The following is a 13,789-nucleotide window of genomic DNA, read 5'->3' on the forward strand; positions in this document are numbered from 1 at the left end:
GCTGTCGATGGCGTTACTTCTTCATCATCGCCTTCAGGTTGGCGAACGGGTTGTGGGTGGCGACGCCGATATCTTTTTGCGCATCTTCACCGGCCACCACCGTCGAACCGTATTGATCGGCCTCGGTGTATTTCGAGTGTTCGTGGTCGTGGCAATACAGACACAACATTTCCCAGTTGCTGCCGTCTTCCGGGTTGTTGCTGTGATCGTGATCGATGTGGTGCACCGTCAGCTCGCGCAGGTTGGAATAAACGAATTCGCGCGAGCAGCGCCCGCATACCCAGGGGAACAGTTTCAGCGCTTTTTCGCGGTAGCCGGTTTCCAGCTTCGCATAGTTTTTGGGGATATAGGCCATGGTGGTCGTCCGTCGTGAATCACTATGCGGTAAATAATACCACAGTGCGTGCGGCTACAACGTGCGGCTCATCACCGTGACGGTTTCACCGGCGACCTGGCGTTGCTCCAGAGGGCGCCAGCCGAGTTTCTGATACAGCGTCTGCTGGTCGGGCGTATACAGATACAGTTCGCTGATGCCCTGGATTCGGCCGTGCTCGATGCAGCGCGCGATCAGGTTGCGGGCAATGCCTTGGCCGCGGTGCTGCGGGTGGGTAAAGACTTCGCTCAGCCAGTATTGGCGCTCCGGTTTATCTGTCAATTCATATAGCGTCAAACTGGCGGTGCCGACGATCTGTTGCTGTGGCGACAGCGCCAGCAACACGACGCCTTGGCTCTCGGGTGCGCAGCGTTCAGCCAGCCGCCGGCTGATGGTATCGCGGCTGCTCCACTGCGCAAAGGCGCCCCATTCCTGGTGCAGCAACGCGGCCAGTTCCTCAATGCGCCGGCGATGGGCGAGCAGCGGTTCGATATGCATGATGTGCCTATTTTTTTTAAAGTCGGGAAAAAAGCCGCTCCTGCCTAAGCGGCCGGTTAATGAAACGTCTCCACCGCCCAGTCGATGAACGCCCGCAGCTTGCCGCTGAGGTGGCGATTGGACGGGTAGACCACGTACATCTGCTCCGGCGGCGGCTGCCAGTCGTGCAGCAGGCTGACCAGTTCGCCGCGCTCGAGGTGCGGCTGCGCCATAAACCGATAGATCTGGATGATGCCCAAGCCGGCCAGGCTCGCCGCCAGCAGCGCGTTGCCTTCATTGATGCTGACCGGGTAGCGCTGTTGGATGGCGATCTCTTTGCCGCGCTCGACATAGCGTTGCGGATGGATGCGGTCGTTGACCGGATGGCGGTAGTGCACCATCGGAAAACCCTGTTCCAGATCGCACGGGTGGCGCGGGGTGCCGTGGCGCGCCAGATAGGCCGGGGTGGCGCAGCTGACCCAGTCCAGATCGAACAGACGCCGGGCGATCAGGCTGGAGTCGGCCAACGGACCGCTGCGGATCACGCAGTCGGCGCTGTCGCTGATCAAATCGATAACGCGATCGCCGATGCTGAGATCGATCTGGATTTGCGGGTAGCGTTCCAAAAAGCCGGGCAGCGCCGGCAACAGCAGTTGGCGGGCGGTGCCGCTGCCGGTATCGATGCGCAGCACGCCCTGCGGAGAATTCTGCGACTCGGTCAGACAGCCCTCCATCTGCTCCAAATCCGCCAGCCATTTCACCGTATTCTGGTAATAGCATTCGCCCTCGCGGGTGACCGACACGCTGCGGGTGGTGCGCTGGAACAGTTTGGTCTGCAGGTGATCCTCCAGATTTTGGATCAGCTTGGTGACCGTCGCTTTCGGCATGCCCAGCGAATCGGCGGCGCGGGTAAAGCCGCCGGTTTCCACGACGCGGTTAAATACCCGGATAGCGAGCAAATGATGGTCCATAGGTTCTCAACGCCATGCCCCGGCGCTGGCCGGGGCATGTTTCTGCAGATAGATAATGATTAACACTGTTTAGCGCCAATCGCGCCGGAGCGCAAGCTGAGGCCGAATACCAGCGTGGCGGAGAGGATCAGCGCGCCGCCGAACAGCATGGCGCTGCTGACGCCCTGCCAGTCCACCACCTCGCCGCCCAGCAGTGCGCCGGAGGCCAGCGCGATCTGGATGACGCACACCAACAGCGCCTGACCGGCTTCCGGCGCCTGCGGCACGGCGGCGAACATCCAGTTGGTGGCGCAGACCGGCACGGCGCCAAAGGCCAGCCCCCATACCAGCACCATCAGCGTGGCGCCGGCGAGGCCGCTGAGCAGCGGCGAAACGATCAAAATGCCCGCCAGCATGGCGGCGATCAGTATGAAGGTGGCGCGCAGGCTGTGTTCCGCCAGACGCTCGCCGAGAAAGGTGCCCAGCAGACCGATGGCGCCATAGGCCAACAGCTGCAGCGAGATCGCCGATGGGCTGAGCACGAACACCTGCTGCAGCAGGGGCCGCAGATAGGTATAGGCGGCGAAGTGGCCGATGAACAACAGCACGATGGCGATCAGGCCGATGCGCGCCATCGGCAGGCGTAGCGGCAGCACCAGATCGCGCGGCGTGACCGGTCGGGAAGGCGGTACCGACGTGAGCAAACGCAGCTGCGCCAACAGGACGCCGACTGCCAGCGCCGCACCGCCGAAGAAGGCGGCGCGCCAGCCGAACAGATCGCCGATCAGCGCCCCGGCCGGCACGCCGCATACCGCGCCGACCGAGATGCCGCTGAGGATCAGCGCAGTGGCGCGGCCCTGGCTGGCTTCCGGCACCAGATGGCGGCCGTAGTTGGCGGCGAACGACCAGAAGCCGCCGACGCAGATGCCCAGCAGCACGCGGCCCAGCAGCATCATCGGGAAGTTGACGGCCAGCGCCGCCACCAGGTTGGACACCATCAGCAGCAACGACAGCCCCAGCATCAGCAGGCGTCTGTCCAGCCGGCCGGAAGCCAGACTCAATACCGGCGCGGCCACCGCCGCCACGATGCCGGGCATGGTCACCATCAGCCCGGCGGTGCCGGTGCTGACGCCGAGCGAAGGGGCGATGTTGGTCAGCAGGCCGATCGGCAAAAACTCGGTGGTGACCATGACAAAACAGGCGACCGTCAGCGAGAAGATCGCCGGCCACGGGGATGATGCAGGGTTATCTTTATTATTCAGCATAATGCCGCTCTTCTCAGGTGAATGCGCAGGCCGCGCTCGGGGCGCGGCGTGATCAAAGTCACAATCTACGGCAGGCTGAAGGCGCAGATAAATCCATCTGCGGTGGTTACACTGTTTCTGAGCGGGAACAATGACGGCAGCGAGTTAAAACGCGGCTTGCGCCGCGCCGAGGGGAAAGGAATAAAACGGTATAAGGTTATGACCGGGCCGCGCGCGGCGCTAGAGCCCCGGCGCTTTCCACAATGAGGTGGTCAGGCCGCTATCCACCAGCGTCAGCTGATCGGCGTAAATCCGCCGCCAGTTTTCTTTCTGTTCCTGATACCGCGCATGGTTGGTGAGATCCGGCTGATGCTCGCGCTCCCAGCGCACCAGCTGCTCGCCGGTTTCAGCCAGCGACGCGTAAAGCTCGGCGCCGACCCCGGCGGCGATCGCGCAGCCCAGCGCGGTGGCTTCTTTCACCACCGGCACCCGCACCGTCAGGCCGGTGACGTCGCTGAGGATCTGGCTCCACAGTTTGCCCTTCGCACCGCCGCCGGCGAACACCAGCGAGCGGGCCTGTACGCCGGAGAAGGCGGCGATCTGCTCCAGATTACAGGCTGAGACGATGGCGGCATTCTCCTCCAGCGCGCGGAACAGCGTCTGTTTGTTGCAGCGTTCAGGATCGATAGACATGTTGATGAACGACGGCGCCGCGTGATACCAGGTTTTGAAATGCATGGCGTCGGAAAAGATCGGCATCACGCCGTAGGCGCCCGGCGGCACCCTGGCCGCCATCTCTTCCAGCAGGCTGTAAGCGTCGATCCCCAGTCGCTCCGCCAGCAGTTTCTCTTCGGCGCAGAAAGCGTCGCGGAACCAGCGCATGGTCAGGCCGGTAAAGAAGCTGATGGATTCCGCCTGCGCCATGCCGGGAATGACATGAGGGTTAATGCGGATGTTCATTTCCGGATCGATGGCCGGTTCCGGCAGGTTGACGATTTGCTGCCAGAAGGTGCCGCCGAGCACCGCCGTCTGCCCGGCGCGCACGATGCCGAGGCCCAGGCTGCCGAGCTGCACGTCGCCGCCGCCCATCACCACCGGGGTGCCGCGCAGCAGCCCGCTCTCCTGGGCCGCCTGCTCGGTGACGCGCCCCAGCACGACGCCGGTCTCTTTCACCGGCGACAGAATATCGGCGCGCAGCCCGGCCATATCGAGCAGCGCCGGCCGCCAGTCGCGGCTGGTCAGATCCAGCATGCCGGTAGTGCCGGCGTTGGAAGGATCGACCGCCAGCTCGCCGCTCAGCATGTAGGCCAGCCAGTCGCTGATCATGGTCAGCGTCGCCGCCTGGCGATAGATGTCCGGCCGGTGGTGCGCCAGCCACAGCAGGCGCGGCATGGCGCTCAGCGCCAGCGTCTGGCCGGAGTACTGGTAGACCTCACGTTCGAAGCCGCGGTTGTGCAACTCTTTCAGTTCGCTGACTTCATGGCTGGCGCGCGCATCGACATTGGCGCAGGCCCAGATCGGCACGCCGTTGCGATCGTACAGAACGATGCCTTCACGCATCGAGCAGCAGGCTACCGCACGGATCGCCTGCGCGCTCAGCCCCGCGCGCTGCAACGCCTGGCGGATGCACTGGCAGGCCAACTGCCAGTTGCGGTTGAGATCGAATTCCATCGAGCCGGGTACGCCCGGCACCGCGAGGTGTTGCCACTCGGCCTGGCCGTGCGCGATCTGATTGCCCGCCAGATCGAAGATCACCGCGCGAATGCTGCCTGTTCCTGCGTCCAGCGCCATCAAGTAGTTATCCATAGCCTATGCTCTCAGGGGGAGGAATAGTAACTATAGATGCCGCCGTCTTCCCTCGCCGGGGGCGGGGTGGGCATCGCCGGTGCGATTTGTGAGCCAGGCGGCAAAATTGCCGTTGCGGCAGGGCAATCGACGGGAATAAACCTATGGTTGGAAAGCGCCATGCTGCGGCGCACCGTTTAAACAAGGAGCTGTCATGCACGTCACATTGGTAGAGATCAACGTTAAACAGGACAAGATCGACGAATTTATCGACGTTTTCCGCGCCAATCATCTGGGGGCGATCGAAGAGCCGGGCAACCTGCGTTTCGACGTGCTGCAGGATGAGCATATTCCGACGCGGTTTTACATCTACGAAGCCTATCGCGACGAGCAGGCGGTGGCGGCGCACAAGCAGACCCCACACTATCTGCAGTGCGTGGAGAAGCTGGAAGCGCTGATGACCGGCCCGCGCAAGAAAACCACCTTCATTGGCCTGATGCCGGAATAAACGCCGGCGTTTGCCGGTGTCCATGCGCCCGGTTTGGTTGTAACCTGCAAGGCAAAGCGAATTTTCAATGGGATAAGCGGGGCGAGGATGACATTGCGCGATCGGCTGTTGGCGCTGTTGGTGGTGGTGATCTGGGGCGTGAATTTCGTGGTAATCAAGTTCGGCCTGCAGGGGATGCCGCCGTTCCTGTTGGCCGGGATGCGTTTTTTACTGGTGGCGTTGCCGGCGATCTTCTTTATCCCGCGCCCGACCATTCCGTGGAAATGGCTGTTGCTCTACGGCATGACCATGAGTTTCGCGCAGTTTGCCTTTCTGTTTGTCGCCATCAAGGTGGGCATGCCGGCGGGGCTGGCCTCGCTGGTGTTGCAGGCGCAGGTGTTCTTCACCCTGCTGTTGGGTGTCGTGCTGATGGGCGAAAAGCTGCGCGTCAATCATTTCGTCGGCATCGCCATCGCCAGCGGCGGCATGCTGGCGCTGGCGCAGGCCAGCCTGCATAAGCCGGGCAGCGGCGCGGTCCCCCTGGCGGGCCTGTTGCTGACCCTGGCGGCGGCGTTCTCCTGGGCGCTGGGCAACCTGACCAACAAGAAGATCCTGGCCGGTTTCCCGCAGCGCAACATTTTGTCGCTGGTGGTGTGGAGCGCGCCGATCCCGGTACTGCCGTTCCTGATTTGCAGCTGGCTGTTCGACGGCCCGCAGGCGGTGCTGGCCAGCCTGAGCCATGTGCAGGTCGGCACCTGGCTGGCGGTTGCCTATCTGGCGTTCGCCGCCACGCTGTTCGGTTATTCGGTGTGGGGCAGCCTGCTGGGGCGCTACGAAACCTGGCGCGTCGCGCCGCTGACGCTGCTGGTGCCGCTGGTCGGGCTGTTCGCCGCCTGGCTGCTGCTGGACGAAGCGCTGTCGCCGGCGCAGTTCGGCGGCGCGTTGCTGGTGCTGGCCGGCATGGCGGTCAATACCTTCGGGTTGCCGCGCCGACGGGCCGTCGCGGTGCGCTAAACCTAACAGGGCAATTCTGTTCAATACGTTGTCGGCGCGGCCCGGCATTCTGGCGCCTGTGAATTTTTCCTCAGGTGCCCTCATGAATAATATCTACCTTTCCATGGCCGCATTTGCGCTGGCGGCCTCCATCACGCCCGGCCCGGTCAACATCGTCGCATTGAGCGCCGGGGCGCAGTTCGGCTTTGGCGCGACCCAGCGTCACGTGTTCGGCGCCACGCTGGGGTTTACCCTGTTGCTGGTGCTGCTGGGTTTGGGCATGCACCAACTGCTGATCCTGTGGCCGGCGTTGACCCGCTTGATCCAATGGGCCGGCGTGGCCTTCCTGCTGTTTATGGCCTACCGGCTGGCGTTTGACGACGGCAGGCTGGGCAACGGCGAGGCGCAGGCGCCTTCCTGTTGGTACGGCGCGCTGATGCAATGGCTGAACCCCAAGGCATGGCTGGCGTCGGTGGCCAGTCTCGGGGCGTTTGTCGGCGACGGCGACATCCGGTTGCTGTGGCAGTTCGCCGGGCTCTACTTCGTGATTTGCTATGCTTCGGTGGCCTGCTGGGCTTACGTTGGCGCGATGTTGCGCGGCCTGCTCAGGCAGGCGCGCAACGTACAGCGTTTCAATCGCGCGATGGCGGCGTTGCTGGCGGCCAGCGCCTGCTATCTGTTGGCGGAGGGTTTTTGATACTGGCCGGGTGTCGCGGCCAGAAGCTGTTTGAAGGTGCGCTGGAAGTGCGCCTGATCGGCAAAGCCGCTTTCGCTGGCGGCCGCGGCGATCGGCAGGCCGCTTTTCAACAGCCGATGGCCGTGCTGCACGCGGCGATTGACCAGATAGGCGTGCGGCGTCATGCCGTAGCGCTGGCGGAAGGCGCGGATCAGGTAGGAGGGCGAGAGCGCGGCGGCGTGGCAAATGTCTTCCAGCGTCAGTGACTGAGTGCAGTGCGCGTCGATAAACGCCGCCGCCGCTTCCAGTCGGGGGTGCGGCGGCGTCTCCGGCTGGCGGCCGCTGCCCAGCGCGAGCTGCAGGGCGCTGAAATACTCCACCAGGGCGATCTGTTTTTCCAGCGCGCCGCACTGCGCGTTCGTCAGCAGCGCGTACAGTTGGTTCAGCCCGTTGAACAGCGCCGGATCGCGGCTGAGCGGCCGGCTGAAGGGGACAAAGCGATCGCCGTCGCCGCCCATCATTTCCTGCTGCAGCGCGCCGAGCCAGGCGAGATCGAGATAGAACATGATGTATGACCAACGGCGGTCGGCGATCGGGTTGCAGGCATGCGCCTGCTGCGGATTGATGATCACCACATCGCCGGCGCCGACCTGCATGCGCCGCTCGCCGTTGACATAGGTGCTGACGCCGCCGGTGATGGCGCCGATGGAAAAGAATTCGTGGCTGTGCAGGCTGTAGCACACTTTGCGGCCATCATTGATGGCGCGCGCTTCGACAAAAGGCAACTGCGGGTCGCGCCAGAACTGGGGCGTTTTTTCACTCATGCGCTTTCCTTTTCACTGCGGCGGCATCACAGTGTTATAGCCTGAAAGCGACGAAAAGGGGAATGGCGGATGATGATTTTTAACGTGTTCGGCCGCCTGGTAGGCGTGAAGCGTATCGGGGACGAATGGCGGCTGTTCCGCGTGACGCTGCCGGAGCGCAAATATGCCCCCAGCTACGATATCGTTTTGCCGGCGGATCTGCGCGAAGAGGAGATCGCCGGCTATCTGGGGGATATCTATCACGAAGCCGCGACCCCGCAGCGGCCGGACGTGTTTCGCGTCGAGTAGCGCGGGCGTTACTCTTCCGCGTTGCGCGCCATGAGGCGGCGCTGATGTTCCTCGCTGGCGGCCTGGATCTCTTCCAGCACCGAGCCGACGTCGGCGCGCTTCTGAATTTCGCTGAATCGGCCGCTGAGGACGCTGTCAGGCGTCAGCGTGCCTTCCTGATACAGCGCCCAGATCTCTTTGGCATATTGGCTGTCGCGCAGCTCCGGCGCAAATTGGCCGTAATATTCCGCCAGATTGTCGATATCGCGCTCGAACATGCTTTTGGCGTGGTTGTTGGCGGCGGCGTCCACCACCTGCGGCAGATCGATGATCACCGGCCCGTCTTTATCCATCAGCACGTTGAATTCCGACAGATCGCCGTGCACCAAGCCGGCGCACAGCATGCGCACCGCGTAGTTCATCATCAGAGCATGATCGGCGCGCGCCTGTTCCGGCGTCAGGATGACATCGCTCAGACGCGGCGCCACCAGGCCTTCCTCGTCGGTGATCAGCTCCATCAGCAGCACGCCGTCCAGGCAGATGTCCGGCTGCGGCACCCGCACCCCGGCCCTGGCCAGCAGATACAGCGCGTCCACTTCGGTGTTCTGCCAGGCTTCTTCCTGTTGCTGACGGCCGAATTTGGAGCCTTTGCTCATGGCGCGCGCGTCGCGGCTGTTGCGCACCTTGCGCCCTTCCTGGTAGTGCACGGCCTGCTTGAAGTTGCGCTTCTCGGCTTCTTTGTACACTTTGGCGCAGCGGATCTCATCGCCGCAGCGCACGATAAACACGTCGGCTTCTTTGCCGCTTTTCAAACGGCGGATGACTTCGTCGATTAATCCGTCATCCACCAGCGGCTGGAGTCGTTTTGGAATTTTCATGCAGCCTTGTACCCTATTTAGGCTCCGGTGTGAATGGCTTGCGCAGTTGATAGCGTAAGTTAGACCCGAAAGGCAAACATTAGTTTTGCCGCCGCGGCATCATTGCGCGGCGGCGGGCGTTCACAGGCTGCCTGTCGGCACCCAGACGCTGACGCTGCCGGCGTTGACCGGGAAATGGGCGCTGCCCTGGTCGTCGGTGGTGATTTCCTCCTGGCGGTTACCGAGGAAATCGCGCCAGGCGGTGCGCGCCAGATCGGCGCCGAGCGCGACCGTCTTGCTGCTTTCGCCGCCGTTGGTCAACACCACCACGCAGCCGGGGGCGTCGGCGGTGCCGGCGCGGCTGAAGGCCACGCAGTGGCTGTCGTCGAAGTAGTCGGTTTGCGGGCCGTTGGCGAAGCGCTGGCGGGCGGCAATCAGCTTCTCCAGCTCCGGGATCGCCGGCATGTCAATCTGGTACTCGCCGCCGTCACGCCCTTTATCGCGGTAACTGGCGCCATAAAGGTCGGGGTAAAACACGCAGGGCACGCCCTGTTCGCGCAGCAGGATCAGCGCGTAGGCCAGCGGTTTGAACCAGGGTTCCACCGGCGCCTCCAGCGATTGCAGCGGCTGGGTATCGTGGTTGGCGACCAGCGTCACCGCGTGGGCCGGATCGGCGGCGGTCAGGGTATCGGTGAAGATCTGCGCCATGTCGAAGCCGTCGCCCTGTTTTGACGCCTGATGAAACTTCAGGTGCAGCGCCACGTCGAACAGCATCACTTTGCCGTCCACCAACTCGATGTATTGTTGCAGCGCGCTGAGATCGTGCGACCAGTATTCGGCGACGATAAACAGATCGCGCTGCGCGCTGTCGCGCACGTGATCCGCCCACTCTTTGAAGAACCAGGCGGGAATGTGTTTGGCGGCGTCGAGGCGGAAGCCGTCGCACGGCAGCGTGTCCAGCAGCCAGCGCGCCCAGTATTTGAGCTCTTCTGTCACGGCGGTATTGCGGAACTCCACGTCGGCGCCCATCAGGTAGTCGTAGTTGCCTTTCTCGTCGTCGACCTGATCGTTCCAGCCGTCGTCGCCGTAGTCGTTGGCGATTTTAAACACCCCTTTATCGTCCGGCTGCTCAACGTAATCGACGCCGCTGAAGCATTTGTAATCCCAGATAAACTCGGAATGCGCGCCCTGGCGGCCGGGGAAGGTAAAGCGGGTATAGGCCAGCGCGTCGAAGCCCTGGTCGTCAATGTCGTTGCGGTTGTTGGCGTCCACCTTGAACACGTGCACCCGTTCTTTCTCGTCCGCGCCGAGCTTGTGGTTGAACACCACGTCGTAGAGCACCCCCACGCCGTGTTCGCGCAGCGCAGTGGCGGCGTGTTCGAGCGCCGCCTTGTCGCCGTATTTGGTGGCCACGCTGCCTTTCTGGTCAAACTCGCCCAGATCGAACAGATCGTAGGTGTCGTAACCGACGGAGTAACCGCCGGAAGCGCCTTTGTAGGCGGGCGGCAGCCACAGATCGGTAATGCCCAGTTCGGCGATGTGCGGGGCGCGTTCGGCGGCCTCCTGCCACAGTTTGCCGCCGTCGGGGTAGTACCAGTGGAAGAATTGCAGCAGGGTGGTTTTTTTCGTCATGAGCCAGCGTCCCGGTTAGCCAGAAGGAAAGGAGCAGTTAAAGCATGGGCTACTTTTGGCAAAAGGGACAAGTTTGGCATAGGCGGCCCGAGAAGGCCGCCCGAGAGACTGCTTAACGCTGGCTGGCGTAATGAGGTGAGCGCGGGCCATAAAGAATGGCGCCGTTCTGACCTGTTGCCGACAGGAGGCGAGTGTTGGCGATGGCACCAATGTCGAACCCTTTGTCGCTGATGGTATCCGCGATTTGTGAAATCGCGGCGCTGATCACCATGCCCAGCAGGCCACCGGAATTGTTGTTGCCTTCGTTGCTGGATGCGGTGGCGGTGCCGGCCCACAGCTGTTTGCCGTTGCGCAGGTCAACCAGGCGAGCGGCTACGGTAACGCGAGTTTCGCTGCTGATCACCATGTAGCTGGTACCGTATTGCGTGACCTCCAGGTACAGCACGGTGTCGGCGCCGAAAATCTGGTGCAGTTTTTTCGGACTGACGGCGCGGATGTCGTTGGCGTTGGTTAGACCGTTTTGCAGGAAGGTTTCCTCCACTACAGCGACCGGCAACACATAGTAACCGGCCTCGGCCAGCGGTAAGGTTGCACTGGCGAGCACGCTGTGGCTGGCTTTGACATCCGGCGACTGATTAACCGGCGGCAAGACCAGGATCGACTTCGGCTTGCTCTCATGGAATGCCGCATAGTCATAAGGCGTTTGCTTAGCACAGCCGCTCAGCAACAGGATGGCGGTAACGCTGAGGAAAGTGAGTACACGCTTCATTTAAAGCTCCCCTTATCCTTGGCCATCAGGAAATTCATAAACGATGCCGATTCCGGGAACAGCGCTTTTTCCGTGTTGAATTCACTCATGGCTTGTCCGTCGTTGCCGGTTTTGCTGTACAGCAGCCCCAGTTGCGCATGCAGCCCCGGCGGTACGGCTTTATCCTTGGCGCGGGATTTCTCGACGATCTCTTTCAGCGTAGCGATCTGCTGCTCAGGGCTTTGCCCATCCTGCTGGTAGTATTGATAAAGAGAAGTTTGGTAGCCATCCCAATTGTAAAGCGTTTTCGGCGCGGCGCAGCCGGCCAACAGGGTCGCTGCAAACAGCGCCCCGCCCATTTTTTTAGTTATCATCTTTCTGCTTCTAGTCCGTTAGTTAGCAGGGCGCCATGCGCCGTTTTCGATACCGGTAACCAGGTTATTGACGGCTTCACGCACGGCCAGATCCAGCACCTTGCCGTTAAGGGTGGAGTCGTAGCTGGCGGTGCCCCCGAAACCGATGATTTCGCGATTGGACAGTTCGTATTCACCGGCGCCCTGAGAGGAATAGACGACTTCTGAAGTCTGTACGTTCACGACGTTCAGATTGACTTTGGCGTAAGCGACCTGTGATTTACCACGGCCCAAAATGCCCCACAGCTGATGATCGCCGACTTCTTTGCGGCCGAATTCGGTGACATCGCCGGTAATCACATAGTTGGCGCCTTTCAGCGTTTGTGCTTTCCCTTTAATGCCGGCTTCAGTTTTCAACTCTTCCATGTTGGCGCGATCCAGCACGTTGAAACGGCCAGTCTGCTGCAAATGCGTGATCAGGATAGTCTTGGACTGATTGCCCAGCCGATCGACGCCATCGGAGAAGATGCCATTCATGTAGCTGGAGCGGTTGTCGAATTTACCGACGGCGATAGGGCTGCGTGGGCCCTGATAAGTGGTGTTGTAGGAAGCCACTTTCGGCACTTCCAAAGAGCGGGAGGATTCGGTCGCGCAGCCCGCCAGCAAAGTGACGGAAAGGGCGACGGAACAGACGGCGAGTGATTTTTTCATTGGCATGCGATCTCTCCATGAGCATAAAACGGCGCGGGAGCAACCCGCGCCCGATGTTTCCATAACGAGCGTTGTCGCTGTTATGGAAGCGCCGCGATCCTGCCATGAATATGTAACAAATTACAACAAGATATCGGCATTAATGCCGCTATTAACATTGTTGTAACCTATTGTAATGCAATGGATTGATATCGATTTTTTCTCTTATCCGCAGATTTTTTCATGATTGTATGTTTTTTAACTGGTTTATTGTTTTATCAATATTAAATTAATGAATTTTTATTCTGATTTTTTTTAATTAATCAGTTTACTGTATTGGGTAATGTAACGTTTTGCATCAGCTCCTCTGTTATACCGGGGTTCATGGCGGTTTGATGATCCGTTAAGGTAGTGAGAATTAGGTAACACTATCAACTAAATCTCATTTTTTATCGGTAGCTAATTGGGGATATCAATTGTGAACATCAGGGATTTCAGAGCATTGGCGCGCAATTTGGTCAGAGAATTCGGCATGTTGAACAAGCAGAGCAACGGCTCGCGCTTTTCGCCGCTGCAGATCCATCTGATGATCGAAGTTAGCGAGCAACCGCTGGGCGTCACCGAGCTGGCGGCCCGGCTGTGCATCGACAAAGCCAGCGCCAGCCGGGCGCTGCGCAGCCTGGTGGCCGCCGGCGTGATAGAAACGGTGGATCATCCGGATGACAAGCGGCACAACCTGCATCGGCTGAGTAAACAGGGCGTCAAGGCGCTGGCCGGCATCGAGAGCGACGCCGACGGCTTTATGCAGGCGGCGCTGGCGCAGTTGGATGACGATGAGCTGGCGAGCACCACTGCGGCGATGAAAAAGATGACCGCGGCGCTGCGCAGCGCGCGCAAACAGCGCGACGCCAATCTGCGGGTGCGGCCGATCGCCGAGCGCGACGATGCGGCGATGGCGGCGATCATTCGCGAGGTGTTTCGCGAGTACGGCATGGACAAGATGGAAGGCGTCAGCCTGCACGATCCGGATCTCGATCGGCTGACCGGCCTGTATTGCGACAACGGCGGCCGCTACTGGGTGCTGGAGCGGGACGGGCAGGTGGTGGGGGGCGTCGGCATGGCGCCGCTGGCCGGCGAAGAGCCCGGCTATTGCGAACTGCAAAAACTGTTCTTCAAACCCGGTGTGCGTGGGTTGGGCATGGCACGCTATATGGTGGTGCAGGCGCTGAAGGCGGCCCGGGCGGCAGGGTATCGCTATTGCTATCTGGAAACCACCGAACAATTGAAAGAGGCGATCGGGTTGTATTACGCGTTGGGTTTCACGCTGCTGACGGAACGGCGCGGCAATACCGGCCACCACGGCTGCAATGTGTGCATGCTGAAAAATCTGCAGAACGACGATATGTGAGCGGTTTCAAGGTTAACGCCCGCGC

16 protein-coding genes are annotated in these 13,789 nt (G+C 61.2%); 5 read left to right on the forward strand and 11 right to left on the reverse strand.

The genetic code is table 11. The features are described 5' to 3' along the window. Positions 1–13: 13 nt before the first annotated feature. The 5 genes from yajD to lsrK form a co-directional block, all read right to left on the reverse strand. Positions 14–355 (reverse strand): HNH nuclease YajD, encoded by a 342-nt coding sequence (gene yajD, locus ACSBQS_RS02490; protein ID WP_004939576.1) that lies wholly within the window; start codon positions 353–355, stop codon positions 14–16. Between the two features lie 54 nt (positions 356–409). Then, complete coding sequence (locus ACSBQS_RS02495; protein ID WP_033652401.1) at positions 410–871, reverse strand: GNAT family N-acetyltransferase; 462 nt, start codon at positions 869–871, stop codon at positions 410–412. Positions 872–927: 56 nt separating this feature from the next. Then, a complete protein-coding gene (locus tag ACSBQS_RS02500; RefSeq protein ID WP_033652403.1) occupies positions 928–1,821 on the reverse strand; it encodes a LysR family transcriptional regulator in 894 nt (297 codons plus the stop codon). 59 nt (positions 1,822–1,880) lie between these two features. Continuing rightward, entirely contained in the window at positions 1,881–3,065 is a 1,185-nt protein-coding gene (locus tag ACSBQS_RS02505) for an MFS transporter (RefSeq protein WP_033652404.1), read from the reverse strand. Between the two features lie 219 nt (positions 3,066–3,284). Next, entirely contained in the window at positions 3,285–4,850 is a 1,566-nt protein-coding gene (gene lsrK / locus ACSBQS_RS02510; RefSeq protein WP_434989587.1) for an autoinducer-2 kinase, read from the reverse strand. Between the two features lie 193 nt (positions 4,851–5,043). On the opposite strand from lsrK, the gene lsrG reads away from it, so the two are divergent. The 3 genes from lsrG to ACSBQS_RS02525 all read left to right on the forward strand — a co-directional run bounded on the left by lsrG (position 5,044) and on the right by ACSBQS_RS02525 (position 7,006). Then, positions 5,044–5,337, forward strand: a complete 294-nt coding sequence (gene lsrG, locus ACSBQS_RS02515; protein WP_033642299.1) for a (4S)-4-hydroxy-5-phosphonooxypentane-2,3-dione isomerase — start codon at positions 5,044–5,046, stop codon at positions 5,335–5,337. Positions 5,338–5,424: 87 nt separating this feature from the next. Beyond that, positions 5,425–6,330, forward strand: coding sequence for an EamA family transporter (locus ACSBQS_RS02520; RefSeq protein ID WP_033642300.1), 906 nt, complete (start codon positions 5,425–5,427; stop codon positions 6,328–6,330). An 82-nt stretch (positions 6,331–6,412) separates the two neighbouring features. After that, entirely contained in the window at positions 6,413–7,006 is a 594-nt protein-coding gene (locus tag ACSBQS_RS02525) for a LysE family translocator (RefSeq protein WP_033642301.1), read from the forward strand. On the opposite strand, the gene ACSBQS_RS02530 is transcribed toward ACSBQS_RS02525, so the two are convergent. After that, entirely contained in the window at positions 6,982–7,809 is an 828-nt protein-coding gene (locus ACSBQS_RS02530) for an AraC family transcriptional regulator (protein ID WP_033642302.1), read from the reverse strand. The genes ACSBQS_RS02525 and ACSBQS_RS02530 overlap by 25 nt on opposite strands. A 69-nt stretch (positions 7,810–7,878) precedes the next feature. On the opposite strand from ACSBQS_RS02530, the gene ACSBQS_RS02535 reads away from it, so the two are divergent. Beyond that, positions 7,879–8,097: a DUF7661 family protein gene (locus tag ACSBQS_RS02535; RefSeq protein ID WP_033642303.1), complete on the forward strand. Its 219-nt coding sequence runs from the start codon at positions 7,879–7,881 to the stop codon at positions 8,095–8,097. Positions 8,098–8,105: 8 nt separating this feature from the next. Here ACSBQS_RS02535 and ACSBQS_RS02540 read toward each other — a convergent pair whose 3' ends face one another. The 5 genes from ACSBQS_RS02540 to ACSBQS_RS02560 all read right to left on the reverse strand — a co-directional run bounded on the left by ACSBQS_RS02540 (position 8,106) and on the right by ACSBQS_RS02560 (position 12,377). Continuing rightward, positions 8,106–8,954, reverse strand: coding sequence for a PA4780 family RIO1-like protein kinase (locus ACSBQS_RS02540; protein ID WP_033642304.1), 849 nt, complete (start codon positions 8,952–8,954; stop codon positions 8,106–8,108). A gap of 120 nt (positions 8,955–9,074) precedes the next feature. Next, a complete protein-coding gene (amyA, locus tag ACSBQS_RS02545; RefSeq protein WP_434989591.1) occupies positions 9,075–10,565 on the reverse strand; it encodes an alpha-amylase in 1,491 nt (496 codons plus the stop codon). A 112-nt stretch (positions 10,566–10,677) separates the two neighbouring features. Continuing rightward, positions 10,678–11,334: a DUF799 domain-containing protein gene (locus tag ACSBQS_RS02550; protein WP_103101869.1), complete on the reverse strand. Its 657-nt coding sequence runs from the start codon at positions 11,332–11,334 to the stop codon at positions 10,678–10,680. Continuing rightward, positions 11,331–11,687 carry a DUF4810 domain-containing protein gene (locus tag ACSBQS_RS02555; RefSeq protein WP_046686634.1) on the reverse strand — a complete coding sequence of 119 codons (357 nt, stop codon included), beginning with the start codon at positions 11,685–11,687 and terminating at the stop codon, positions 11,331–11,333. Before ACSBQS_RS02555 ends, ACSBQS_RS02550 begins: the two co-directional genes overlap by 4 nt. 18 nt (positions 11,688–11,705) lie before the next feature. Continuing rightward, on the reverse strand, positions 11,706–12,377 hold the full coding sequence (locus ACSBQS_RS02560; RefSeq protein ID WP_016928605.1) for a CsgG/HfaB family protein: 672 nt from the start codon (positions 12,375–12,377) through the stop codon (positions 11,706–11,708). Positions 12,378–12,858: 481 nt separating this feature from the next. On the opposite strand from ACSBQS_RS02560, the gene ACSBQS_RS02565 reads away from it, so the two are divergent. Continuing rightward, the gene (locus ACSBQS_RS02565) at positions 12,859–13,764 is read left to right on the forward strand and encodes a bifunctional helix-turn-helix transcriptional regulator/GNAT family N-acetyltransferase (RefSeq protein WP_342163252.1); all 906 of its coding nucleotides are present in this window, start codon (positions 12,859–12,861) and stop codon (positions 13,762–13,764) included. Positions 13,765–13,789: the final 25 nt, after the last annotated feature.

The sequence above is a fragment of the Serratia sp. H402Y genome, from assembly GCF_051172415.1.
Lineage (GTDB): Bacteria > Pseudomonadota > Gammaproteobacteria > Enterobacterales > Enterobacteriaceae > Serratia > Serratia ureilytica.

Coding starts and splice junctions, on each gene's coding strand:
- yajD (WP_004939576.1), bottom strand. CDS start 355: ATGGCCTATATCCCCAAAAACTATGCGAAGCTGGAAACCGGCTACCGC.
- ACSBQS_RS02495 (WP_033652401.1), bottom strand. CDS start 871: ATGCATATCGAACCGCTGCTCGCCCATCGCCGGCGCATTGAGGAACTG.
- ACSBQS_RS02500 (WP_033652403.1), bottom strand. CDS start 1,821: ATGGACCATCATTTGCTCGCTATCCGGGTATTTAACCGCGTCGTGGAA.
- ACSBQS_RS02505 (WP_033652404.1), bottom strand. CDS start 3,065: ATGCTGAATAATAAAGATAACCCTGCATCATCCCCGTGGCCGGCGATC.
- lsrK (WP_434989587.1), bottom strand. CDS start 4,850: ATGGATAACTACTTGATGGCGCTGGACGCAGGAACAGGCAGCATTCGC.
- lsrG (WP_033642299.1), top strand. CDS start 5,044: ATGCACGTCACATTGGTAGAGATCAACGTTAAACAGGACAAGATCGAC.
- ACSBQS_RS02520 (WP_033642300.1), top strand. CDS start 5,425: ATGACATTGCGCGATCGGCTGTTGGCGCTGTTGGTGGTGGTGATCTGG.
- ACSBQS_RS02525 (WP_033642301.1), top strand. CDS start 6,413: ATGAATAATATCTACCTTTCCATGGCCGCATTTGCGCTGGCGGCCTCC.
- ACSBQS_RS02530 (WP_033642302.1), bottom strand. CDS start 7,809: ATGAGTGAAAAAACGCCCCAGTTCTGGCGCGACCCGCAGTTGCCTTTT.
- ACSBQS_RS02535 (WP_033642303.1), top strand. CDS start 7,879: ATGATGATTTTTAACGTGTTCGGCCGCCTGGTAGGCGTGAAGCGTATC.
- ACSBQS_RS02540 (WP_033642304.1), bottom strand. CDS start 8,954: ATGAAAATTCCAAAACGACTCCAGCCGCTGGTGGATGACGGATTAATC.
- amyA (WP_434989591.1), bottom strand. CDS start 10,565: ATGACGAAAAAAACCACCCTGCTGCAATTCTTCCACTGGTACTACCCC.
- ACSBQS_RS02550 (WP_103101869.1), bottom strand. CDS start 11,334: ATGAAGCGTGTACTCACTTTCCTCAGCGTTACCGCCATCCTGTTGCTG.
- ACSBQS_RS02555 (WP_046686634.1), bottom strand. CDS start 11,687: ATGATAACTAAAAAAATGGGCGGGGCGCTGTTTGCAGCGACCCTGTTG.
- ACSBQS_RS02560 (WP_016928605.1), bottom strand. CDS start 12,377: ATGAAAAAATCACTCGCCGTCTGTTCCGTCGCCCTTTCCGTCACTTTG.